Source organism: Neobacillus niacini, from assembly GCF_023715415.1.
GTDB lineage: Bacteria > Bacillota > Bacilli > Bacillales > Cytobacillaceae > Neobacillus > Neobacillus niacini_C.
Genome location: NZ_JAMBOB010000003.1, coordinates 146,408 through 170,621, shown reverse-complemented (window position 1 = coordinate 170,621; position 24,214 = coordinate 146,408). Strand labels below are relative to the sequence as shown.

The following is a 24,214-nucleotide window of genomic DNA, read 5'->3' as shown; positions in this document are numbered from 1 at the left end:
GAAAGATTAATAGGTGGCGAAACTTAATGGAAAAGACTGTAGAAAAACGGCTAATCCGTTCAAGTGTTCCAGTGGAACTAACTTGGAATCTTGATGATTTATTTGTCTCAGAGCAGGCATGGGAATCAGAACTTGAAGCAATTGAAAGAGATATTGAAAAGATTGAAGAATTTAAAGGGTCATTACATACTAGTTCAAAAGAGTTATTAGCTTGCTTGACTGCTCAGGAAAATTTATTGATGAAAATGGTCAAGGCAGCAACGTATGCAAGCTTGAAGCAATCCTCAGATGGGACAGATCCTATTAATCAGTCAAACTCAGCGAAATTATCGGCATTACGGACAAAAATGGTTGCCGCATTGTCATTTATTAATTCAGAGATTCTTTCACTAGAAGCTGGAAGTATTGAAAAATACCTTCAAGAGGAAACGGAACTTAATCCTTTCCGAAAAGATTTACTCGAGCTGCTCGAAACAAAAAAACATCGACTTTCACCAGATACGGAGGAAGTATTAGCCGCTTTAGGTGAGGTACATAGTGCCCCTTATTCCGTTTATAGCATGGCTAAATTAGCAGACATGGACTTTGCCCCTATCCGGGATAGTGAGGGAAATGAGTTACCGATATCCTTTGCATTATTTGAAAACCGCTACGAGTTTTCTTCTGATACAAAAACACGAAGAAAAGCCTATGACTCCTTCGTTTCAACACTAAAACAATATAAAAACACTATTGCAGCTGCCTATTCTGCAGAAGTCAAAAAGCAAGTAACTCTTTCTCGATTAAGAAACTATCAGTCTGTTGAACAAATGCTCTTAGAACCACATCAAGTAACACTTGATATGTACAACAACCAGATTGACATTATTTTCAAAGAGCTAGCACCTCATATGCGCCGCTTTGCACAGTTAAAGAAAAAGGCATTAGGTCTTGATGTCATGAAGTTTTGTGATTTGAAAGCACCCTTAGATGCTGATTTTAACCCAGAAACAACCTATGTAGAAGCTAGTCAACTAATCTTAGAATCTTTAAAAGTAATGGGACCAGAATACAGTGAAATTATTGAAAAAGGTTTCAAAGAGAGATGGGTCGATCTTGCGGACAATATCGGGAAATCCACTGGTGCCTTCTGCTCAAGTCCTTATGGATCACACCCCTACATTTTGGTGACGTGGCAGGATAATATGCGCGGCTGCTTTACCCTGGCACATGAATTTGGGCATGCAGGTCATTTTTACTTGGCAAACAAAAATCAAAGAATCATGAATGTTCGTCCTTCCATGTATTTTATTGAAGCTCCATCTACGATGAATGAGCTTTTATTAGGACAGCACCTATTAGCAAATAACGAAGACAAACAAATGCACCGCTGGGTAGTCCTTCAGCTGCTAGGAACGTATTATCATAATTTTGTTACCCATTTACTAGAGGCAGAATATCAACGCAGGGTTTATGCATTAGCTGAAAGCGGAAAAGCACTTACTGCTAATTCTCTATCTGAATTGACTAGGAATGTACTTTCTGAGTTCTGGGGAGATACTGTAGAAATTGATGAAGGTGCAAGCTTAACTTGGATGCGCCAGCCTCACTATTACATGGGCTTGTATCCATATACCTATTCGGCGGGCTTGACCGCTTCTACGGCAGTGGCACAATTGATTCAAGAAGAAGGCCAGCCTGCTGTTGACCGCTGGCTCGAAGTACTCAGAGCTGGTGGAACAATGAAACCGCTTGAACTGTTAAAACGTGCTGGAGTAGATATGTCGACACCTGACCCAGTTCGAAAAGCAGTAACTTATGTGGGTTTACTAATAGATGAATTAGAAAAGTCATACGAATAAAAGAAGTGAAAGGCACCCTCCAATTTTCTCTGGAGGGTGCCTTTCACTTTTATACTTATCCTTTACTTTAGCCTTCTTCTTCATAGTTCCCCTTCCAAAGCGCGTAACCGAGCCAGAATGATATTCAGAGAGAGCTTTTGTCATTAAATATATCGTTCTTTATTTTTTAATACCTGATTTTTTGAATCCTGTTATCAATCTCATAGGTGAAAGGTTTTGGCTGCGCACCAATAAAGTCTACGAGTACATCTAAGTCCACGGGTCCTATTTCCTTGTTTTGCGCCTTCGTAAATACTGTAAAACCATCTCCCCCCCCAGCAAGGAAGATATTTGCTGCTACAGTATAGGTTTTATTTGGGTCCAGTTGGGTACTATCTGGAAGTTGGATATTTACAACCTTTTGACCAGTTGGCGCATTTTCATCCCATGTGTAGGTGAATCCAGATATTTGAAGCATAGTGGTTTTTGATCCCCACTGTTGATTGAGCACATCACGTATTTGCTGCCCAGTCATCGTCATTTTAACCATATCATTATTAAACGGTTGAACTGTGTAAATTTCTCCCCATGTAATATCTCCTGGATTAATATCGGCTCGAATACCACCCGGGTTCATGAAAGCAATCTCAGTATTCAATGCCTGCCTTTGAGCGTCAGCTATTAAATCACCAAGTACGGATTCGCCATTGTCATTGCGGAGCGCTGTTAAATTAACCGAGGTCGAGCCTATTACCCTGTTAACAATTGGTTCAACCGTCGCTTCGTAATCTGCTACCATCTTTGCAATTTCTGGATCCGGTTTTATACCTTCTTGAAACGTTGTTATGATTTCTGCTCTCTTTGTAACAATATCTTTTGTTTTCGGATCAATTTCTATATCTACATCAGAAAATGCAGTTCCATAGGAATAGGATTGAACTATTAGTTTGTTGTCAATTGTTGCATTCATATAAGCATGATTATGTCCACCAAAAATGATATCTACTTCATCATCTACTTTATTTGCAATATCAACCAGTACTCCTGTTGGATTTTCCCCGTTAATACCTGATGTTCCTGGATTATGTGCTAAGACAACAATTGATCGAACTCCTTGCTTTTTTAATTCTGCTACATTTCGATTAATTGATTCAACTTCATCCGAAAAAGTTATTCCTTCAACACCGCTTGGAACTACAATAGTCGGCGTCTCCGTTGTTACGACACCGATAAATCCGATTTCCATCCCATTTACTTTAAGAATTTTATAAGGAGGTAAGATCGTATCTCCAGTTTTTTGATTAATGACATTCGCTGCGACCCAAGGGAAATTGGCACCGGCAAAATTTCCTGTTTCTTCATGAGTCCCACCATTGATAAGACGAAGTAGTTCTTTAACTCCCTCATCAAATTCATGATTGCCTACAGTTCCGATATCGAAGCCAAGTTTGTTCAAAATCTCGATTGACGGCTCATCCTGTAAAAGTGCTGAAGCAGGAGGACTTGCGCCTACCATATCCCCGGCCTGTACAAGAAGTGTATTCTTATTTTCTGCTTCCCTCTGTTTTAAATAAGCTGCTAAATAATCTGCTCTACCTGCCGGTTTTCCTCCAACATTACGGGTTACATTGATTTGCCCATGTAAATCATTAATCCCCAAAAGTTGAACTTGAATAAAACGGTTGTTCGCAGCAGGCGGTTTTTCCTTTTTTTGTTTTGTTTCCGGACGATTTGCAATGTGGCCATGGTATTCTTCTGACAATCCTTGATTATTTCCTAAAGAATTTTGAGTAAGTGTACCAACATTTCCTCTATTATTTTGGGAGACATCCATAGGTGTTACATTATTATTGTTAGATTGATCGGTTACCTGTGTTGCATTTTGATTGTTCGCCCCGTTCCGGTCAGTTGCATTTTGATTGGCCGCACAAGCAATTAAACTGACAGTAAGCAAAGATACCAGTATCTTATAAAACCATTGCATAAATTGCCTCCTAGTTTTTTCTTAAAGTGCATTGGTATTTTTTGCTTTTCCACAAAGATTATTCAAAAATTATTGTTGAAACTTTCTACCTATACAATCGTATATATATAGACTCAGTAAAAAGATATCTTGAATATTAAGGGGATTTGGTTATGGGGAATATGTTTTTGTTTGTTCTGATTGTTGCTATTGTGTCTGCTCTTATACTTATACCGATTTATAGGGATGGAAATTCCACTGATAAGAAAAGTAATAAAAAGAGTTCTAATGGTGATAGAGGGCTTTTTCCTGGAGTAATTATCGCTGTTATTGTAGTTTTGATTCCTTCTGTTTTTGCTTACTATTATTTTACAAATTTTGATAGGAATCCCTCTTCTTTATGGGTGTTTGCGATTATCATTACTGCGTTAGGTGCATTAGTATCCACTGGATTGGAAAGAAAAGTTAAAGCAGGGCTATTTGCAGTCAGCCTAATCTTTGGGATTTATTTCCTCACTGCCTTTCTCTTTAATGCGGATGAAAAATTTGAGATTGCTCAAATGGAGCAAGAAGTAGAAATTAAGACCTTTGACGAGAAAGAAACACCTGCTAGTGTACCACCTGAATTCGCCAGAAATAAAATGAGAAAAGCGTTCGGTCAAGTGCCTAATACGAGCTATTATGAACTCGGAAATCTACAAATTCAAAAGGTCAATGGAGATTATGTCTATATAGCTCCTGTTGAGTTCTCTGGATTTTTCAAATGGTGGAAAGGGAAAGAAACACCTGGGTACTTTACTTTAAGTGCGACCGATTCTTCTGCTAATACTAAATTTATTCAGTCTGATATGATCTATACACCATCATCCTATTTTAGTAAATCTATTGAGCGTCACATTCGCATGCAATTCCCTAAACATATATTCTATGGGGATGTTCAATTAGAAATTGATGATGATGGGAAACCGTATTATATCCGTTCTTACGGAGAATTTATTTCTGCTCGAAATGGGTTTGATGTTAAAGGTGTTGTGGTAGTGGATTCCAGAACTGGCGATACAAAGGCGTATTCAATTTCAGAAGTTCCAGAATTTATTGATGGTGCTGTTTCACCTGAAATTGTCAGCTTGCAAAATAGTTACTTCGGAAACTATATTCATGGATTTTGGAATAGTCTATTCGGTAAATCGGATGTAAAACTTCCTTCTGATGAAGGTACAGAGGCGAATGTAAGCCCTATTTTTGATGAGAAAGGTGTAATGTATTACTTCACTGACTTTACAAGTCCTAAAGAAGGCGTCGATTCGATGCTCGGCTACTCACTGACAAATTCGCGTACAGGTGAAGCAACCTATTATACCGGGAATCCTGAAGAATCCTATATGGATTCGCAAGGTGCCCTACAAATTATTGAAAAGAAATTTATCGAAAAAAAATGGCATGGAGAAATGCCTGTTATCTATAATTTCTATGGTGAAGCAAGCTGGTTGACACCTGTACTAGATTCTAATGGTTTCTTGCAGAATTACTTTATCGTTTCAGCCGCTAATCCAGAGATATCCGTTTTCGGGGTCACACCAAACGAAGCTCTAAGGCAATATAAAACAGCGTTGCAAAGAGGCAGTGGTTCGGTTGATGGCAGCTCAAAAGCAGATGAAAAGAAGATTTCTGGTACCGTTCTCCGTGTATATAAGGAAAAATCAGGTGATTTCACCGTTGTTTCATTCCTTCTAGACAACAAGAAAAGTTATATCCTATCCTCTGAAAAAGAACCATTGGTCATTTACTTAAAAGAAGGAGACATAGTAAATGTCACCTACTTGGATACGGATGAGAACTTCCTTCCTGCAAAAGAAATTGTAATCGAAGGATTAGAATAATTCAAAATAAAACACGATGAAAAGGCTAAGAACTTCATCGTGTTTTTTCATGATTAGAATAAAAAAATATTTAATTTGTTTACCAAACTAATTAATGATATTTCCTTTAGAAATTGGTATAATTGAAATAGTTTGGTAATAATACCCTTGCTAAGGAGAATAAATATGACATATGAATTCGATATTTTAGTCAACAATGCAATTGAAAACTCACCTGATTGGTTAATGGACGACATAAGAAATATTTTAAATAAAAAAAATGGACAAATTAGATTAAGCTTTGTGATTTCTGAACTTTATTCGAGATACACTTTTAGTATAAAGCATATTACCTCAGCAATGAATCAAAGCTCTGAATGGTCCATTGTTTCCCATGATAGATTAAACTTTATCGATAACAATATAGACTTAATCCAATACATAATAAAAAGAATCAAATAATAAATACGCATAGAAACAGGATGACTGTTTCACCACAGCTTAGTGCCCTGCCGTCTGAAGAGATCGATTCAAACACAAACATTTGCGGCAAAGCTAGAAAGGATAGACCCAATTTAAGTATGTCAACACACAAAAAGGCACCATCAAAAAATGACAGTGCCTTTAATCTCCACAAATCCTTTTAATAAAATCTTATCGCTTTTGCAGTAAGCTTTGATAGGCTGCTGATGTTCTAACTTCAACGGTGAGGGTACCATTTCCATTGTAAATCGCCTTAATCAGGAACGGGACACCCGCTGTGTTTTTAAATTGAAAATCTTTTCCACCATATGAAACAGTTGCATCCCTCCCTGAAGGTACATACCCCACTGTCAAAGAATGATGGTGCCATTCTACATATTCGATTGCTAATTGATCAACTGCATTAAATAAGGTTGAAGATGTTTGACAGATACCTCCGCCAATTCCCATAACCAATTGTTTATTCACAATTTCCTGCGCAGGCTGGTATCCATGTGCTTCATCACTCGGTCCCACTGTATGATTAAAGGAGAAAATATCCCCTGTTCCAACAATAATATTGTCTATAGCCACTGCAGACAGTTCGATGTTTTTGTTTCTCCCTGTTACACTGGGATTAAATTTCGTTGTATAAGTTGCAACCACCACTTCAGATAAGTGGGCTGCATCTTCAGGCTTATATCCGCTTTCCGTAACATAGATTGGCAGGAAAACATCGCCACCAGTGACGGAAGCCTCGATTACTTTCGTCACTAGTTCTGCTTCTTCAAGCACCACTCTTGGTTTCCCTTTAATAACCTGACCGTTTGCATCAATTTTATCAAGTACCATCCTTGAGTCATATCCAGGAGTCGTATCTGTTCCCCTTGCTAACTCTTTAGCCCATTGCTCAAGCTCCTGCTTATATTTTTCATCGTCACTTCCAAAACCCATATCCACTGGAATGAGGCTTTTTAAGACGGCTTTTGTACTAGGGTCAATGACATTTACAACCTTCGGCTTTTTCGCTTCTTCCTCGGCAATTCTTTTTGCTTCCGCATCTTCAGCTGCTTTTCTTGCCGCTTCTTCTGCAGCTTTTTGCTCTTCAAGCTTTTTTTCTAGTTCTGTCACTTTGTTCTCAAGCTCAGCTTCCTTACCGTTTGTTTTCTCCGCACAGCCTGCTAATCCTATTAAACTACCAATTAGTATGACTGAAATCACCCAGGTCCGTATAGACATAAACCGCTTCTCCTCTTTTCCCAAAATCGCGTCATCCCCAACGAAACACTTCCGAATATTCAGAAAAAGAATTTCGCTCTCATTCCCTAATCTATTCCACTTTCAGACACAAAATTCCTGCTAACTCCCTGTGACAAATTCCTTAAATTGGATACACTTATTAGACGGATTTCATCACAATTGGTTTCAAGAATTTTTGAAAAGTTTTCACAAGATTATGAACAAATGAGAGTTATAGATAATTTACTGGGATTTATCGTAGCAAATACATGATTCGATATGATCATTTACCATCCCCGTCGCTTGCATAAAGGCATAACAAATGGTTGATCCGACAAATTTAAAGCCTCGTTTTTTCAAATCCTTACTTAATCTATCGCTAATGTCCGTGGTAGCGGGAACTTCTGATAAATCTTTAAAATGATTTATTATCGGCTTACCATCTACAAAAGACCAAATATACTCACTGAAAGAACCAAACTCTTCTTTAACCTTCAAGAATGCCTTTGCATTGGTAATGACAGCATTTATTTTGAGTTTATTTCTAACGATTCCTTCATTTTGTAAAAGTTCTCCTATTTTCTTTTCATCATAATTAATAATTATACTTGGTTCAAAATGGTCAAACGCTTTACGGTAATTTTCTCTCTTTTTTAAAATTGTGTACCAGCTTAATCCTGCTTGAGCACCCTCTAAGTTCAAATATTCAAATAGTAATCGATTATCATACACAGGCACTCCCCATTCATGATCATGATAATCAATATAAAGAGGATCCTGATTCACCCAACCGCATCTTTTCATTTCATAATTACCTCCATATTTACTCATATTAAACAAACTTAACTTTTCCCACCATAATAATCAACATTTTACAAAAAAACAGCCATCGTATGATGACTGTTTTAATAACCTATGATTTTAAAACACGGCAGATATTTTCCGCTGCAAATTCTAAATTTGCTTCGCCAGATTTCAATGCCTCATCCAAAGAAGAAACACCTTTTAATATACCAACGATAGATGTAATTCCGTGTTCATAAAGCGGTTCAACACCCTTACCGATTCTTCCTGCAAATGCAATCACGGGAATGGAGTATTTCATTGCAATCGAAGCTACGCCAAAAGGTGTTTTGCCAAACAATGTTTGCCCATCAATGCTGCCTTCCCCAGTAAAAACATAATCTGCCCCTATCATTCTATCCTCAAGACCCGTATATTCTATGACTAAATCTATGCCTTTTTTAAGATGAGCATTTAAAAATGCCATTAATCCTGTGCCAAGACCACCAGCAGCACCAGCACCTTCTGTATGTGCAATGTCCTTACCCAATTCTTGCTTAATCACCTCAGCATAATGTGCTAAGTTTTCATCCAAAAGTTTTACCAATTCAGGAGTTGCACCTTTTTGCGGACCAAATATGGCAGATGCGCCATTTTCTCCAGTCAAAGGGTTGGTTACATCGCAGGCTACATCAATGTGTACATTTTCAATCCTCTTATCTAACCCACTTACATCAATTGAAGTTAATTGGTTTAAAGCACCACCGCCGAAAGTAAGTTCTTTGCCATTCTTATCCTTAAAAGAAACACCAAGAGCCTGTAGCATTCCTGCTCCTCCGTCATTGGTAGCACTACCGCCAATTCCAATTAAAATACGGCTTACACCCTTATCAAGAGCATCCTTAATGAGTTCACCGGTTCCATATGTGGTTGTCACTAATGGATTTCGGTCTTCTAATTTGATTAATTCTAACCCACTTGCACTTGCCATCTCAATCACAGCTGTTTGACCTTCACCTAAAAGACCATATTCTGCTATAACCTTCTCACCTAGCGGACCAATGGCTTCAACTTTGACCATTTCACCATTCGTCATACTAACGAGTGATTCAACCGTCCCCTCACCACCGTCTGCCATTGGAACAATTACACATTCTGCATCTGGAAAAACGGCACGAATACCTTTTTCCATTGCCAGAGCAGCTTTTTTTGCAGACATACTCTCCTTAAATGAATCAGGCGCTAACAAAAACTTCATTATAATCTGTCCTTTACATTTAAAGTAGAAAAATTCTATCTATTATTCATTCATTATACCAAAAGTTGGTGAAAGATAGGGTACCTAACAGCCACCCTACTAAAATTCATCTTACTAAGAAAGAATGTTTGTTACATCCATTCTTTTTAAATAAACATTCTCTGAAAAATAACAAATCCCTATGAAAAAGTAAACTCAAGACTAACCGTAAAGCCTGAGTTTACTTTTTCATTCATACAAATTTTTTTGTATATTCCGCTTGATACCACGTATTTTTCTTGTACTCCCTTTCATTCCGAATAGAAGCCGAATAAATGAACATCTTGAAATAATGAAATGATAAAATATACTAATGATAACAAACCCAGATACTAGTAGAAATACAAGTTTTACTGTAATGGACCATTCCAAATCTGCAATAAGAAATCCTAAGGTAACAATTACCGGCTGATGAATAACATAAAACGGCATGGAGGCTTTATTTCCATAGTCCAACCATTTATTGGAGATAGATAACTTTATGTCGGACAATGCAAAAATAACAAGCAGGCAGCTCCAACAGCTTAATGCTTTGACAGAAGCTAGGATAATAGACGCCCCACTATTACCTGATGGCATTCCTGTCATGAATCCAACTACAAAAAATACAGTAGTGAGTATGGATATTGTCATTGTCATGGGCAGCAGCCTTTGAACAACAGACTTGAAGGTAGTCTTAGTAAAGAAAAAATAACCATATAGAAAAATAACTAGGTAAAAGCTTATATCCCAGCCCCCTAGATTCACAACATCTACTACGATGGACAGGATTATCAAAGGAATTGATAATACAAATAGATGTAAAGATTTTAGTTCTTTATAAATATCAGGTCTCTTTTTTAGAAAGAATGGCAATGTAATGAGACTAAAGATTAAAAGAACCAATAGATACCATAGATGCAAACCTACAAAAGCAAAATTCCCTGAACCTCCGATATCAAGATACACTCCATCAAAGTAGTTTGGATACCAGCTAAAAAACGAACCAGAAAATTGCCCGTGACTTACTCGCTCCATATAGATTTGCGGAGGAGTAAGAATCATGACACCAAATACAAGTGGTATTCCCAGCCGCACGAATCTTTCCTTCATATATTGTCTACCTGATCTCTTTTGAAGTGCATAGTACGAATTGATTCCAGATACCGCAAAAAAGATTGGCATCAGCCAAGTACTCATAAATAATGAAAGTGCTGTTATGTAGGTCGGGTCTGTTTCGTTATTCTTTACATGCCATGCCCAAGGATTAAAAAACATGAAGCAATGGTAAATGAACACGGCAAGTGTAGCTAATACTCTTATCCAATCTAAATCATATTGTCTATTCATCGAAATATTACTCCCCCAGTAAATAGGATACTCCCGTTCCTTCCCAGTCTATTTTACTATATGAAAAGCATTCTAATTGTCGAATAATGGAAGAATAATGAAGAGAAACAAAAAAACGCAAACAGCCCTTCAAAAAAAGGGCTGTTGTTTTCTATAGGCAGAACTACTTTATTGTAAGATTAATTTTCTGCTAATTTCTTTATCATATTTTCACTGTTTTTAGGTTGATTTTCTTCTAAGTTCTCCTCATCAGGTTTGGCTCGTTTTATATAAAACGCAAGAATTAGGGCAACACCAATAATAATAGCTGAAATCAAGAAAGTATAATTAATACCTTCTAACATGGCTTCCAAAGCAATTTGTTGTTGCATTTGGGCTAGGGCTGCTTCTGTTGGCTGCTGTGTCAAATTTTGCATAGCAGATTCAGTTAGTTCTTTTCCATAAGAAGCAGAACGATTAGACATAAGAGTAATCAATAATCCTGTACCAATGGCAGCAGATACCTGTTGCATGGTATTGTTCATTGCCGTACCATGGGGATAAAAACGCGGCGGCAACTGATTCAATCCATTGGTTGACACAGGCATAAACACCATTGACATTCCAAACATACGAATCGCATGTAAAAAAACCATATACATATAGGTCGTTTCAAACGATAGCATGCTGAATAAATAGGTAGTAACCGTGGTAATGAACAAACCTGTAATGGCTAAGATACGACCGCCAAATTTGTCAAATAATCTTCCGGTAACAGGTGACATGAAAGCATTCACAAGGGCTCCCGGCAATAACATTAATCCTGCATCCAATGGAGAAATCCCGCGGATTGTTTGAACATAAATAGGGAGAAGCAGAAACCCTGAAAACATGGCAATATTCACAATCATCGAAATAGCCGATGAAAGTGCAAACATGTTATATTTAAAAACCCTGAAATTCAGCATTGGCCGCTCTTGCTTCAATTGGCGTAAGATAAACCAAACCAACGAAACAACCCCGATGATGATGGTTAAATACACCTGCGGGCTGTCCCAGCCTTTACTGCCCGCTGAACTAAATCCATAGAGCAAACCACCGAAACCGATACTTGACAGCAATAACGAAAAGAAATCAAGCTTAATATCCACTTTCTCTTTTTTATCCTTCAGTTTCAAAAATCCTATGAATAGTATAATCGCTGCAATTGGTGTAACAAAATGGAATAACATTCTCCAATCATAATGTTCAATAATCCAGCCAGACAATGTTGGTCCAATAGCTGGTGCAAACATAAGAATAAGTCCGAAAACCCCCATAGCCGTTCCTCTTTTTTCAATCGGAAAACTGACTAACATAACGTTCATTAAAAGCGGCATCATAATGGCAGAACCTGATGCCTGAACCATCCGAGCTGTTAATAACAGAGGAAAGTGATGAGCGATGCCAGCGATAATGGTCCCAGCTGTAAATAGCCCCATTGCGACTAAGAATAATCGCCGAACCGTGTATTTTTGGATTAGAAAGGCGGTCGTGGGAATCATTATCCCATTGACGAGCATAAATCCTGTCGTCAGCCACTGCACCGTAGCTGTATCAACATCTAAATCCTTCATTATCGAAGGCAATGCCACATTTAACAAAGTATTATTTAAAAATGCAATAAAGGCACCAATCATTAATACAGCGATAATACCATAGGGCGGCTTGTCAATCTTATTTATGGATTGTTCCATTCGTATGTGTCCCCCTGTTGAATTCTTCTTACATTCTTTCCACTTTGGACCATAAAATCAATCATAAACTACCAATACTTTTATTTCAATGTAATTTATATACAGAATTTGACAAGTTCTACTACCTCTGAAAAACAAGAAACTCGTAACCCCAAAATCGGCTACGAGTTTGTACATTTTTTTAATTTTGTGCTTTAGGAATTTGATCCCGTTTATAAAAATATTGCAAAGCAAGCAAAGCAGCAAACAAAACTAGCCCGACGATATCGGAGATTTTTTCCGGGTAAATTAAGCATAATCCTGTACCTAAGGAAACAATCCGTTCAGTCCAGTTCATTTTTCTCATCCAAAAACCAATAACCCCCGCACTTATGGCAATCATTCCAATAAAGGCCGTAAACACAACCCAAATTAAATAAGTCCAAGTGGTATCAATCATGAGCAATTCTGGTGACAAAACAAACATATAGGGGATGATAAACGCTGATATGGCAAGCTTTGTTGATTCCACACCCGTTCGAAATGGCTCTCCACCAGAGATTGCCGCTGCCGCAAAAGCAGCTAGAGCGACTGGAGGAGTGATATCGGCGACAATTCCAAAATAAAACACAAACAAGTGAGCAGATAAATCTGGAACTCCTAATAAAATAATTGCTGGTGCTGCAATGGTAGAGGTAATGACATAATTAGCTGTCGTTGGAGAACCCATCCCTAATATCAAGGAAGCAATCATTGTTAAAAACAAGGTCGGCAATAGTGCCCCTCCTGCAAAATCTAGCAAGCCATTTGCCATTTTTAGTCCTAATCCCGTTTTGGTGACTACTCCAACTATAATCCCCGCTGCGGCACAGGCTGCAGCAACACCTAACGCTGATCTTGCTCCATCTACTAAAGCATCAATGATTCCTTTAAATCCAATTCTCGTATTTTTCTTTAACGCACTGACCACAACCGTTATAACAATCGACCATAGTGCAGCCCGGATAACACTCATTCCTGAACTTAACAAAAGAACAATGGTGATAATGGGAAGTAATAAATAGAGTTTTCCAAGTACCTCTTTCCTGCTTGGCATTTCTTCCTTTGTTAACCCACGAAGACCAATTCGCTTTGCTTCGAAATGGGTCATAATCCAAATACCTGCAAAATAAAGCACCGCTGGGATGGCAGCCGCCTTTGCTATCTCCCAGTAACTAATACCTCCGATGAATTCAACCATTAAGAACGCTGCTGCTCCCATAATTGGCGGCATTAACTGTCCTCCTGTAGAGGAAGAGGCTTCAACTGCTCCTGCAAATTCCTTTTTATAACCAAGATTTTTCATCATCGGTATCGTAAAGGCACCGGATGTCACCACATTTGCAACGGAACTGCCGCTAATTGTTCCTTGCAAAGCACTTGAAAAAATAGCCACTTTAGCAGGACCACCTACACTCCTCCCGGCAATAGCGATGGAAAGGTCGTTAAAATACTCCCCAACCCCAGTCTTAATTAAGAAAGAGCCAAACAGTAAGAATAGAAAGATAAAAGTGGAGGATACGCCAATCGGGGTACCTAGAATACCCTCAGTTGTAAAAAACATCGTTTGCACCAGTCGATCCAATTCTAGACCTCGATGTGCAATGACACTCGGCATATAAGGTCCAAAAACTGCATAACCCATAAAAACAATTGCAATAATGGTAATCGGCAAACCAACTGTCCTACGAGTAGCCTCTAATACTAGTAAAATTGCCGAAAGACCAACAAAAAAATCAATCTGAGTGATATTTCCCGTCCTTAAGACTAAATCATCAATCAAGACAGGCCAATAGGCGCCAACAATGACAGAAATAATGGCTAAGATGATATCATACCAAGCCACCTTATATTCTTTTCCCCTATTTTTCTTTCGTGCTGGAAATAATATGAATATAAGTGCAAGTGCGAAGCCCAAATGAATAGAGCGTTGAAGTTGAGCTGTTAACATACCAAATACACCTGTATATAAATGGAATAATGAAAAGGCAAGTAATCCAGCAAAGGCAATCCAGCCTGCAGCCCCTTTTAACTTCCTGGTTCCTGCCTCCGGATCATATTTCTCCAAAAGCTCCTGCTGTTTCTCTTCCGACAAGGCGGTATCATATTGACTCAAGGATATTCACTCCTTTCCATAGCTTCAAAAAGTTCAATTTTCGGATTTCTACTTTTACTGAAGTGCCAGGTTTTATCGAACGAGATAATGGATATTCCCTATTTTTATAAATCACAGTATGATTAGCACGAACCTGTCCGATTCGTAAATGAAAAAAAGGAAATACTCGTTTCATATTTTTGATGTAGTAAGCTCCATCCTTTTCCTCAAATGTTTCTCCTTCCTCAGCATTTGATGGCATGCCGATAGCAAAATCCTCATACATCAGCTCATATAGTTGAATCAGGTGGTTGGGAGTAATTTTAAAGCTTTCGATGACATCGGATAAATGAATGGAATGCGTGTATTTGATTTGAAAATGTGTTTCTTCTTTGATAGGAATGTAAGCAAGTACTGCTTGGCTGTGATTTGGCTGGAAGACAATTGCTCTCTGAAATGGTATGAATGCTAAGACAATTAGGATAATAATGAATACTAATAGATATAGGATTATTTGAAGTTTTCGCATTTCCTCCTCCAATTCAGTAGAAAAGGAGGCCAGCTGCTGTTCAGCCGGCCAGATAATGTTAGAAAAAGGGAATCATTTACTCTGCTTTGACGCCTTTTTCATCAAAGTATTTCTGTGCACCAGGATGAACATCAATCCCCACACCATTTAAAGCATTTTCAACCTTAATTAATTTTCCTTTTGCATGTGTCACTTTATCAAGATTTTCAAAAATGGCTTTCGTTATTTCATAAACAACGTTCTCTGAAAGTTCAGCACTGGCTACTAACATCGCTTGAACTGCAACGGTTGTTACCGCAGACTCTAAACCATATGTTCCTGATGGGATTTCTTCCTTTACATAAAATGGATACTTTTCAATAAGACTATCAATTTTGTCTTGTTCAATAGGAACAATGACTACATCTTCTGTTGCCCCAAGGCTTTCAACTGCTCCTGTAGGTGTTCCGGCTGTTACGAAGGCCGCATCAATCGTTCCATCTTGAATCCCTTGTGTAGACTCATCAAAGGATAAATCTTGTTTTTCAATATCCGCAAATGTCATTCCATGTACTTCAAGAATTTGCTCGGCATTTGCTACTGTACCAGAGCCAGGTGCACCAACGGATACCTTTTTACCTTTTAAATCTTCAACGGAAGTAATTCCGGACTCCTTGGTCGTAACAATTTGAATGGTTTCAGGGTATAATGTAGCAATCGCCTTTACGTTGTCAACCTTATTGTTTTCAAACATTAATTTTCCGTCCACAGCATACGAAGCAATATCTGTTTGGGAAAAAGCAATTTCTGCATCGCCATTCTTAAGGGTGGTCATGTTCTCAGCAGAAGCACCGCTAGTTTCAGCATTCGTATCAATTCCTGTTTCATCTTTAATAATCTCAGCAAAGGAACCGCCTAATGGGTAGTAAGTTCCGCCTGTACCACCTGTTAAAATACTAATGAATTGCGGCTTTTCTTCCGCATCATTTGCCGGCTTCTCCCCACCCTCCTCCTTGTTTCCACATGCTGCAAGAATCATAGAGAGTGTTAAGAGAAAGACCATCGACAGATAAAACCTTTTCTTTTTCATACAAATTTCCCCCTTTTTATAAAATGCAGTCCATCAATCAATACTTATTAATGATAAGGTACAAACTTGTCAATTTTGACAATAATAGTTCTTTAGACCTATATTGTTGATAAAAAGAAAAACCCTCTCAATAGAAAGGGTTTACAATTTACTTATTTACGTTTTTTCTTAGCATTTTTCGTCATTCTTCCTAATAAAAATGCCCCAGTAGCTACGCCGATAATCGTGTTTGTTTTTTTGTTAAAAACTTGCTTAGCTACTAGATTTAAGTTTTGAGGTCTTTCTGCAAGCCTCCTCATGAAATACCCATACCAGTCATTTCCAAATGGAACATACGTACAGAAATTATATCCTTCACTTGCTAATTGAAGTTGAAGTTCCTTTCTAAAACCATAAAGCATTTGAATCTCAAATTGCTCATTTGGGATGTTGTTTTTCTTAACAAATTCCTTCACATGGTTAATAATGTGATGATCATGGGTTGCAATCGAAGTGAATTTACCGTTTAATAAATGCCACTCGATTAATTTAATAAAGTTTGCATCGATATCTTTTTTATCTTGGTAAGCGTATTCAGCGGGCTCCTTATATGCCCCTTTTACAATACGCAGACGGTAGTTTTGATACTTTTCTAGGTATTCATCAGCACGAAGCAAATAAGCTTGTATAACCGTTCCTACGTTATCATATTCCTTGGACAATTCATCCAATACATCAAAAGTAGGCTGAAGATGGCTGGTATCTTCCATGTCAATATTAACAAAAATACCATAGTTGTTTGCTCTATCAACGATTTCTCTTAGATTACTTAAGCAGAAATTGTACTCAATATCCAAACCAATTTGAGTAGGTTTTAAAGAAATATGCGCATCCACTTTATGCTCATGAATCGCTTCAATCACGTTAAGAATTTGTTCCTTTGCTTCTGTCGCTTCTTCTTCTTTAAAGACGAATTCACCTAGGTTATCTACTGTACAAGAGATACCGTGTGCATTTAACTCTTTAATACTTTTTATTACTTCATCAATATTGGTACCTGCAACAACACTTTGTGCACCCAGTTTTAAGCCATACTTTTTAGCTGCACTATTTAGAAATTGATTTTGAGATAAGCCTATAAAAATATCTTTCAACATAGCGTTTTCTCCTTGCTGTTGTTATTTCAATATTATTTTAGCATAAGTGTTTTAAATTGACCTTAAATTTTTTAAAAAAATGTATGCGCTTTATTCTAATCAAAAAAAGACCGCCGAGGTTATTCTCAAGCGGCCTTCATTGTAAGCTTTTATCTTCTATTTCGATTACGCAGAAAAGTTGGGATATCTAACGCATCGTCTGATTGTTGTCTTGGTCTTTCATGACTTTGTGCTGGCTCTTCTTGAACACTTTGCTCACGTCGTGAAAAGCCTTGTGACTGTGGTCTAGAATTAGTATCCCTTGTAGGAACAGCAGCACTTTTTCTAGATGAAAGTTCTGTTTCAGAAAAACCAGTAGCGATGACCGTTATCATAATCTCATCTTTAAAGTCTTCATTGATAATTGAACCGAAAATCATATTTAATTCCTTGTCTGCAGCAGAGGAAACGATATCTGCCGCTTCTTGAACCTCATAAAGACTTAAATTACTGCCCCCTGTGATGTTCATTAGCACACCCTGTGCACCATCAATCGAAGTTTCTAGTAATGGACTAGAAATGGCTTTCTTCGCTGCTTCGACTGCACGGTCTTTACCTTTAGCTAAACCAATACCCATTAATGCTGTCCCTTGATTGGACATAATGGTTTTGACATCTGCAAAATCAAGGTTAATTAATCCAGGAACCGCAATTAAATCAGAAATCCCTTGCACACCCTGTCTCAGTACGTTATCCGCTTCACGGAAAGCTTGAATCATAGGAGTCTTCTTATCTACGATTTGCAGCAAGCGATCATTCGGTACAATAATCAGAGTATCTACTGCTTCTCGCATCAAATCAATCCCGGCTGCTGCATTGGTAGAGCGTTTACGTCCCTCAAATCCAAATGGACGTGTCACAACACCAATGGTTAAAGCACCTAGCTCACGGGAGATTTGAGCAATAGCCGGTGCAGCTCCAGTCCCAGTTCCTCCGCCCATACCAGCGGTAACAAAGACCATATCTGCTCCTTTTAAAACTTCTTGGATTTGCTTTCTGCTTTCCTCAACTGCATTTCTGCCAACTTCAGGATTGGCACCGGCACCTAAGCCTCTTGTTAAAGTTGCACCAATTTGCATTTTAATTTCTGCTTTTGATAGTTTAAGAGCTTGCGCATCTGTATTAACTGCAATAAATTCTACGCCTTGAACCCCGTCTTCTATCATTCGGTTTACGGCGTTATTACCGCCGCCGCCGACACCGATTACTTTAATTCTTGCAACTTGATCTATGTCCATTTCAAAATCCCACACGATAGATTTCCTCCTGCTCCCGCATAATTCTTATGTCTCATATTCAAAATTCGAAAAATTCAAATGAGTATTTTTAAAATTAAAGCTTTATAGAAGATTTATTACACTCGTATTCATTATAATCTACCTAAAGCATATTTTTGTGAATTTTGTCGAAACTTTATTCTTAGATTCTATTTTAACAAAAAACTGGGGATTTTTATATAGTCCTAATGAAACTCCTTTTTATTTTATCATTAAAATTATATTACAAACATACGAAAGGCCCAGTTCAAAGACTGAGCCAAGGAATTATGAGAATATACTTTTAATACTTTCGATTAATTCTCTAAAGAAATCTGCTACTTTTTGCAGAAAATTCTTGTCGCCTACTGCTTCTTCTATTCGTTGCTGAATATCTTTTGTAAGATTCTCGAGCTGTGATTTAACATTATCGAAATTAATGTTAAGGTCTCTCATTTTTTCAAATAAGTCTAGTAAAAGCTGCCTGTCCTCAGCACTTAAATTAATTTCTAATGTCTTTAATTTTTCATCAATAATGGCAGCCAGTTCTTCCTTGGTTGCTGGATTCTGCTCTGCTATTTCCTTTTTTATTTCAGTCAATAGCTCACTCACTTTATCCTGATCTAACCCTTCCTTTTTAGCCAAATCCGTTGCTAAATTCAACTCTTCATTCGCAACCTCTGTCCGTTCTTTATTTAGTCCTGCACCTTCTCCCGCATCATAGGCTTTATAGATTCCTACTAACGCAGAATGTCCGCTAACTTTCACCGGAGAAGCCACATCCACAACGGCATCCTGAATTCCAGCCGTCAATAAAGCATTGGCATACATTTCATCAGTAACCTCGGTAATGTTTTCGGGAGTCACCTGATTAATGACGAGTCCTTCACCAGAATCCTTTCTGGTGATTTTAGCAGAGGAATACATATTGGAGTGTGCATCGCCTTTAATATAAGTAACCAGATCTTCTCCTGTTACAGTAATCTCTTTTACCTTGCTTTTATCACTTACCTTTAATAGCTTTCTAACCTCATCCTTTTGTGCTTCAGATAATGCTGCTCCGTAAACCACAATTGGCAGCCCAAACTTTTCGTTGATACTCTCTTCATTATTACCATTCGTATCGGCGAACACCATGCTTGTACTACTTACTGAAAATAATAAAGCAAGAATGATAGCAAATGCCGCCACCTTATAAAAACGTTTCATATTTTCTCTCCTTACCAAATTTCTAAGTTGCTTCAACCTAAGAGACGAATAAATAGGCAAATAGGTTTCAGCTAAATAAATCAACTCCAAATTTTATTACCAGTATTTATTTTAGTTCAGAGTTATGAATATATTACACAACTTAAATCTCATTTAAAAGCTTTTTTACCCCTTCAATGATTCCTTTTACGCTGCTACAAAGATAATACCACCCCAGTTTACTTAAAGAGTTCTAAAGTCTAACTATAATGTAGTATGATGAAAATGGAAATTTATTAATAAAGGAGGTTATCGTTTTGAAGGAGAGTTTCAAAGCATTAGTGGTTGATAAAACAGAAACTGATTTCAGTGTGGGGGTTAAAAACCTTACCCTTAATGATTTACCAGCTGGCGAGGTATTGATTAAAGTTGCCTATTCAAGTATTAATTACAAAGATGGTTTAGCTAGTATTCCTGAAGGGAAAATCGTAAGGTCTTATCCTTTTGTTCCTGGGATTGATTTGGCAGGAGTTGTAGTCTCCTCTGAAGATCCTCGTTATTCAGCAGGAGATCAAGTTATTGCTACTAGTTATGAAATTGGTGTCTCTCATTATGGTGGTTATAGTGAATATGCACGAATTCCGGCTGATTGGATTGTACCGTTACCAGAAAACCTTACGTTAAAAGAAGCGATGATTTACGGAACCGGTGGGTTAACCGCAGCCCTTTCTATTCAAAGACTTGAAGAAAATGGGCTAACTCCTGAAAAGGGTAAAGTGTTAGTTACGGGTGCTACTGGTGGCGTAGGAAGTATTGCGGTTGCCATTTTAGCGAAACGAGGCTACGAGGTTGCCGCAAGTACAGGAAAATCAAGTGAACATGAATATTTACATAAACTCGGCGCAAAAGAGGTTATTTCTAGGGATGAAGTATACAACGGGAAAGTAAGAGCTCTAGATAAACAACTTTGGGCAGCTGCTGTCGACCCAGTTGGCGGAGAATCTCTAGCGGCTATTTTAAGTAAAATCCATTACAATGGTTCCGTTGCTGTCAGTGGATTAACAGGCGGCGGCAACGTTCCTACAACTGTGTTTCCATTCATCCTTCGAGGTATTAATCTCCTCGGAATTGACTCTGTCTATTGTCCAATGGAAGTACGCAAACCATTATGGGAGCGAATGGCAACCGATTTCAAACCGGAAGTATTAGATTCCATTTCCAAAGAAATAAGACTAGAAGAGCTTCCACAGACACTACCTATCATTTTACAAGGGCAGGCAAGAGGTCGTTTTATTGTAAAAATCTAAAGGAAAAAGCCGCAAAATCCAGAAACTGGTTTGCGGCTTTTTTAGCTAAGATGCCCTAGTCTCGCAGATAGCTGCTGGCTGGTTTGGATCATAATCGGTCCAAGCTGGGTTATTCTTTCCTTGGTCATCCTTGTGGTTGGTCCAGATATACTCACGGCCGCAACCACTTTTCCTAAATGATCAAAAACGGGGGCTGCGATACAGGTTATCCCGTATTCATTTTCTTCCAAATCTAAAGCATAACCTCTTTGTCGTATTTGTTTTAACTCTTGAAGGATTGCCTCGATTGAAGTAATGGTATGGTCTGTATGATAGGGCATTCCTTTTCGGTTCAGGATTGAAAAGACATCATTTTCAGGTAAATGGGCTAGAATCGCCTTCCCAACGGATGTACAATGCATGGGAGCTCTTTTTCCAACCTTTGAATGAGTTCTTAAGGTTTCCGTTCCTTCTAATTTCTCAATGTAAACGACTTCCCCCTGGTCGTAGACAACGAGATGAATGACTTCATTCGTTTTATTTTCTAGTTCCTCCAGAAAGGGTTTCGCTTCTGCCCTTATATCGATGGAATCCAACAGCTTCGAACTAATATCCAGAAACTTATAGCCAAGCTTGTATTTACCTGTTTCACGGTCCTGCTCGATATACCCATATTGAACAAGTGTGGAGAGGGTTCTAAACACAGAGCTTTTATTGATATCAATTTGATTCGCAATCTCTGTTACACCAAGTCCGCCTTTTTTCATTCCCACTAGTGCAATAATATCCAGTGCCCTGCTTACAGACTTCACCACATTATCTCTTTGCAAACTTGCTCACCTCGTTAAGCAGAACTTAGTCAGGGCATTTTATCAATAAAACGCCCTGATCTCAACATTAATTAGGATCTGACAGAAAATTTAGCTTTCGCTTCAAGTCGGCGGCTATGCAAGATGGGTTCAGTATATCCACTTGGCTGGTCATAGCCCTTAAACACAAGATCACATGCAGCTTGGAAAGCAACAGATTGATCGAAATCAGGTGCCATAGGTGTGTACGCAGAATCGCCAGCATTTTGTTCATCCACTACCTTTGCCATGCGTTCCATTGTTTCAACCACTTGTTCTTTCGTACAAATTCCATGATGCAGCCAGTTCGCTACGTGCTGGCTGGAAATACGAAGAGTAGCTCGGTCTTCCATTAGTGCAATATTATTAATATCTGGTACCTTTGAGCAGCCTATTCCCTGCTCAACCCATCTGACCACATACCCTAGTATCCCCTGAGCATTATTATCAAGCTCTGCTTGAATTTCTTCTTGACTCCAATTTTTATTTCCTGCAACAGGAATTTGCAAAATATCATCTCGCAAATCAGAAATGCTTCTTAATAGATTATTTTGTACACCCTTCACATTTACTTGATGGTAATGCAAGGCGTGAAGTGTTGCGGCGGTTGGAGATGGGACCCAAGCTGTGTTCCCTCCAGCCAATAAATGTCCGATTTTTTGCTCCAGCATACTCTTCATTAAATCAGGCATTGCCCACATACCTTTACCGATTTGAGCTTTTCCTTGAAATCCGGTTGACAGACCATTATTAACATTTGATTTTTCATAGCTTTGCAGCCAGACTGTTGTTTTCATTTCATTTTTACGAATCATCGCACCTGCCTCCATGGACGTGTGCATTTCGTCCCCCGTCCGGTCAAGGAATCCGGTGTTGATGAAAACAACACGCTCCTGAACTTCATAGATACAGGCTTTTAGATTTAACGATGTCCGGCGTTCCTCATCCATTACCCCAATTTTTAATGTATTTCTGGCTAATCCCAGTAAATCTTCTGTTTGATTAAATAGATCATTTGCGAATGCTGCTTCTTCTGGACCATGCATTTTTGGCTTTACTATATAAATGGAACCTGTTTCAGAATTTTTGAAGGTGGTGTTTCCATTGATAGAATGCTTGGCACATAGAGAAGTAACAACAGCATCGATGATTCCCTCTTGAACTTCATCCCCTTCCCCATCTAGAATTGCATTATTGGTCATCAAATGGCCGACATTTCGAACGAGCATTAATGCACGACCTGGCAAAGTGAATTCACTGCCACTAGGTGACACGTAACTGCGGTCAGGATTAAGTGTTCGTGTTACTTTTTTATTTCCCTTTGTAAAAGTGGCAGAAAGAGTACCTCTATTTAAACCCAGCCAATTCCGGTAAACGAGTACCTTATCCTGTGCATCCACCGCAGCCACAGAGTCCTCACAATCCATAATCGAGGTGAGTGCTGATTCTAGGAGAATATCTTTTACACCTGCAGCATCACTTCTTCCAATTGGGTGGCCGTGGTCAAATTGGATTTCAAAATAGTTATCATTATTTTTCAATAGGACAGCTGATGGCTGTGTTGGATTTCCTTGATATCCAGCAAATTGATCTTCATTTTTCAAATGAGCTTGATCCCCATTACTTAAGGTTACTACTAAATTTCCTTGGTCAATAGTATAGCTTTTAGCCTCTTTATGCGAACCAGCCTGCAAAGGAACACTCTGGTCAAGGAATTCTCTAGCAAAGGCAATGACCTTCTCCCCGCGTACAGGATTATATCCACCTTGTGCCTTGGCACCACTCTCATCACTAATGACATCCGTGCCATATAAGGCGTCATACAGACTACCCCACCGAGCATTGGCTGCATTAATCGCATAGCGGGCATTATCAACAGGTACGACTAATTGAGGTCCAGCTTTACGAGCAATTTCATCATCTGCCCCTTCAGTAGAAATGCTATAATCGTCCGGTTCTGGCAGCAGATAGCCGATTTTCTCTAAAAAAGTTTTGTATCTATTAAAATCGAATTCTTTATTTTCCCGGTGCCAGGTGTTAATTTTCCTTTGAAGCTCATCTCTTTTTGCGAGTAATTCCTTATTTTTCGGAGTCAACTTGGTGATGATTTTTTCAAAACCTGTCCAAAATGTCTCCTGATTCACTTGACTGCCTGGCAATGCTTCTGAATTTATAAACTCATAGAGTTCACTCGCTACCTGTATATCTCCCACTTTTACATAGTTAACCATTTACTGTTCCTCCTTCAAATTTCTTATTACAAAACAGTGTTTCTATGAAAAA

The 24,214-nt window shown here is 38.4% G+C and carries 18 protein-coding genes and 1 pseudogene; 4 read left to right on the top strand and 15 right to left on the bottom strand.

The window, feature by feature from the left end; all coding sequences use genetic code 11:
- Window positions 1–26 precede the first annotated feature (26 nt).
- Window positions 27–1,841, top strand: a complete 1,815-nt coding sequence (gene pepF, locus M3189_RS07405) for an oligoendopeptidase F (protein WP_251633183.1) — start codon at window positions 27–29, stop codon at window positions 1,839–1,841.
- Window positions 1,842–2,007: 166 nt separating this feature from the next.
- Here pepF and M3189_RS07400 read toward each other — a convergent pair whose 3' ends face one another.
- Window positions 2,008–3,804, bottom strand: coding sequence for a bifunctional metallophosphatase/5'-nucleotidase (locus M3189_RS07400; RefSeq protein WP_251633182.1), 1,797 nt, complete (start codon window positions 3,802–3,804; stop codon window positions 2,008–2,010).
- A gap of 152 nt (window positions 3,805–3,956) precedes the next feature.
- Here M3189_RS07400 and M3189_RS07395 point away from each other — a divergent pair, with 152 nt between their 5' ends.
- Window positions 3,957–5,663, top strand: coding sequence for a hypothetical protein (locus M3189_RS07395; protein ID WP_251633181.1), 1,707 nt, complete (start codon window positions 3,957–3,959; stop codon window positions 5,661–5,663).
- A 165-nt stretch (window positions 5,664–5,828) separates the two neighbouring features.
- On the top strand, window positions 5,829–6,104 hold the full coding sequence (locus M3189_RS07390) for a hypothetical protein (RefSeq protein WP_251633180.1): 276 nt from the start codon (window positions 5,829–5,831) through the stop codon (window positions 6,102–6,104).
- Window positions 6,105–6,120: 16 nt separating this feature from the next.
- On the opposite strand, the pseudogene M3189_RS27305 reads toward M3189_RS07390, so the two are convergent.
- The 12 genes and pseudogenes from M3189_RS27305 to M3189_RS07335 all read right to left on the bottom strand — a co-directional run.
- Window positions 6,121–6,213 (bottom strand): annotated as a pseudogene (locus tag M3189_RS27305) (DUF1259 domain-containing protein); the annotation flags it as partial.
- An 83-nt stretch (window positions 6,214–6,296) separates the two neighbouring features.
- Complete coding sequence (locus tag M3189_RS07385; protein ID WP_251633179.1) at window positions 6,297–7,343, bottom strand: VanW family protein; 1,047 nt, start codon at window positions 7,341–7,343, stop codon at window positions 6,297–6,299.
- Window positions 7,344–7,586: 243 nt separating this feature from the next.
- The gene (locus M3189_RS07380; RefSeq protein ID WP_251633178.1) at window positions 7,587–8,147 is read right to left on the bottom strand and encodes a DNA-3-methyladenine glycosylase I; all 561 of its coding nucleotides are present in this window, start codon (window positions 8,145–8,147) and stop codon (window positions 7,587–7,589) included.
- A 109-nt stretch (window positions 8,148–8,256) separates the two neighbouring features.
- The gene (locus M3189_RS07375; RefSeq protein WP_251633177.1) at window positions 8,257–9,384 is read right to left on the bottom strand and encodes a glycerate kinase; all 1,128 of its coding nucleotides are present in this window, start codon (window positions 9,382–9,384) and stop codon (window positions 8,257–8,259) included.
- A gap of 228 nt (window positions 9,385–9,612) precedes the next feature.
- Window positions 9,613–10,752 (bottom strand): acyltransferase family protein, encoded by a 1,140-nt coding sequence (locus tag M3189_RS07370; protein ID WP_251633176.1) that lies wholly within the window; start codon window positions 10,750–10,752, stop codon window positions 9,613–9,615.
- Between the two features lie 179 nt (window positions 10,753–10,931).
- Window positions 10,932–12,467 (bottom strand): DHA2 family efflux MFS transporter permease subunit, encoded by a 1,536-nt coding sequence (locus tag M3189_RS07365; RefSeq protein ID WP_251633175.1) that lies wholly within the window; start codon window positions 12,465–12,467, stop codon window positions 10,932–10,934.
- 181 nt (window positions 12,468–12,648) lie between these two features.
- The gene (locus tag M3189_RS07360) at window positions 12,649–14,601 is read right to left on the bottom strand and encodes a TRAP transporter permease (protein ID WP_285889454.1); all 1,953 of its coding nucleotides are present in this window, start codon (window positions 14,599–14,601) and stop codon (window positions 12,649–12,651) included.
- Entirely contained in the window at window positions 14,588–15,109 is a 522-nt protein-coding gene (locus M3189_RS07355) for a DUF1850 domain-containing protein (RefSeq protein WP_251633174.1), read from the bottom strand. The genes M3189_RS07360 and M3189_RS07355 overlap by 14 nt, the downstream gene beginning before the upstream one ends.
- Window positions 15,110–15,185: 76 nt before the next feature.
- On the bottom strand, window positions 15,186–16,178 hold the full coding sequence (locus tag M3189_RS07350; protein WP_251633173.1) for a TAXI family TRAP transporter solute-binding subunit: 993 nt from the start codon (window positions 16,176–16,178) through the stop codon (window positions 15,186–15,188).
- A gap of 152 nt (window positions 16,179–16,330) precedes the next feature.
- Window positions 16,331–17,314 carry a proline dehydrogenase family protein gene (locus M3189_RS07345; RefSeq protein WP_251633172.1) on the bottom strand — a complete coding sequence of 328 codons (984 nt, stop codon included), beginning with the start codon at window positions 17,312–17,314 and terminating at the stop codon, window positions 16,331–16,333.
- Between the two features lie 149 nt (window positions 17,315–17,463).
- The gene (gene ftsZ / locus M3189_RS07340; protein ID WP_285889451.1) at window positions 17,464–18,591 is read right to left on the bottom strand and encodes a cell division protein FtsZ; all 1,128 of its coding nucleotides are present in this window, start codon (window positions 18,589–18,591) and stop codon (window positions 17,464–17,466) included.
- A gap of 306 nt (window positions 18,592–18,897) precedes the next feature.
- Entirely contained in the window at window positions 18,898–19,818 is a 921-nt protein-coding gene (locus tag M3189_RS07335) for a DUF1002 domain-containing protein (RefSeq protein WP_251633170.1), read from the bottom strand.
- A gap of 296 nt (window positions 19,819–20,114) precedes the next feature.
- On the opposite strand from M3189_RS07335, the gene M3189_RS07330 reads away from it, so the two are divergent.
- Entirely contained in the window at window positions 20,115–21,104 is a 990-nt protein-coding gene (locus tag M3189_RS07330) for an NADPH:quinone oxidoreductase family protein (protein WP_251633169.1), read from the top strand.
- A gap of 41 nt (window positions 21,105–21,145) precedes the next feature.
- On the opposite strand, the gene M3189_RS07325 is transcribed toward M3189_RS07330, so the two are convergent.
- Both M3189_RS07325 and M3189_RS07320 read right to left on the bottom strand, forming a co-directional pair.
- Window positions 21,146–21,913, bottom strand: coding sequence for an IclR family transcriptional regulator (locus M3189_RS07325; protein WP_251633168.1), 768 nt, complete (start codon window positions 21,911–21,913; stop codon window positions 21,146–21,148).
- Between the two features lie 71 nt (window positions 21,914–21,984).
- Entirely contained in the window at window positions 21,985–24,162 is a 2,178-nt protein-coding gene (locus M3189_RS07320) for a malate synthase G (protein WP_251633167.1), read from the bottom strand.
- Window positions 24,163–24,214: the final 52 nt, after the last annotated feature.

What these genes read in the sequence shown, in the direction of transcription:
- pepF (WP_251633183.1), top strand. Translation starts at nt 27, where the DNA reads ATGGAAAAGACTGTAGAAAAACGGCTAATCCGTTCAAGTGTTCCAGTG.
- M3189_RS07400 (WP_251633182.1), bottom strand. Translation starts at nt 3,804, where the DNA reads ATGCAATGGTTTTATAAGATACTGGTATCTTTGCTTACTGTCAGTTTA.
- M3189_RS07395 (WP_251633181.1), top strand. Translation starts at nt 3,957, where the DNA reads ATGGGGAATATGTTTTTGTTTGTTCTGATTGTTGCTATTGTGTCTGCT.
- M3189_RS07390 (WP_251633180.1), top strand. Translation starts at nt 5,829, where the DNA reads ATGACATATGAATTCGATATTTTAGTCAACAATGCAATTGAAAACTCA.
- M3189_RS07385 (WP_251633179.1), bottom strand. Translation starts at nt 7,343, where the DNA reads ATGTCTATACGGACCTGGGTGATTTCAGTCATACTAATTGGTAGTTTA.
- M3189_RS07380 (WP_251633178.1), bottom strand. Translation starts at nt 8,147, where the DNA reads ATGAAAAGATGCGGTTGGGTGAATCAGGATCCTCTTTATATTGATTAT.
- M3189_RS07375 (WP_251633177.1), bottom strand. Translation starts at nt 9,384, where the DNA reads ATGAAGTTTTTGTTAGCGCCTGATTCATTTAAGGAGAGTATGTCTGCA.
- M3189_RS07370 (WP_251633176.1), bottom strand. Translation starts at nt 10,752, where the DNA reads ATGAATAGACAATATGATTTAGATTGGATAAGAGTATTAGCTACACTT.
- M3189_RS07365 (WP_251633175.1), bottom strand. Translation starts at nt 12,467, where the DNA reads ATGGAACAATCCATAAATAAGATTGACAAGCCGCCCTATGGTATTATC.
- M3189_RS07355 (WP_251633174.1), bottom strand. Translation starts at nt 15,109, where the DNA reads ATGCGAAAACTTCAAATAATCCTATATCTATTAGTATTCATTATTATC.
- M3189_RS07350 (WP_251633173.1), bottom strand. Translation starts at nt 16,178, where the DNA reads ATGAAAAAGAAAAGGTTTTATCTGTCGATGGTCTTTCTCTTAACACTC.
- M3189_RS07345 (WP_251633172.1), bottom strand. Translation starts at nt 17,314, where the DNA reads ATGTTGAAAGATATTTTTATAGGCTTATCTCAAAATCAATTTCTAAAT.
- ftsZ (WP_285889451.1), bottom strand. Translation starts at nt 18,591, where the DNA reads ATGGACATAGATCAAGTTGCAAGAATTAAAGTAATCGGTGTCGGCGGC.
- M3189_RS07335 (WP_251633170.1), bottom strand. Translation starts at nt 19,818, where the DNA reads ATGAAACGTTTTTATAAGGTGGCGGCATTTGCTATCATTCTTGCTTTA.
- M3189_RS07320 (WP_251633167.1), bottom strand. Translation starts at nt 24,162, where the DNA reads ATGGTTAACTATGTAAAAGTGGGAGATATACAGGTAGCGAGTGAACTC.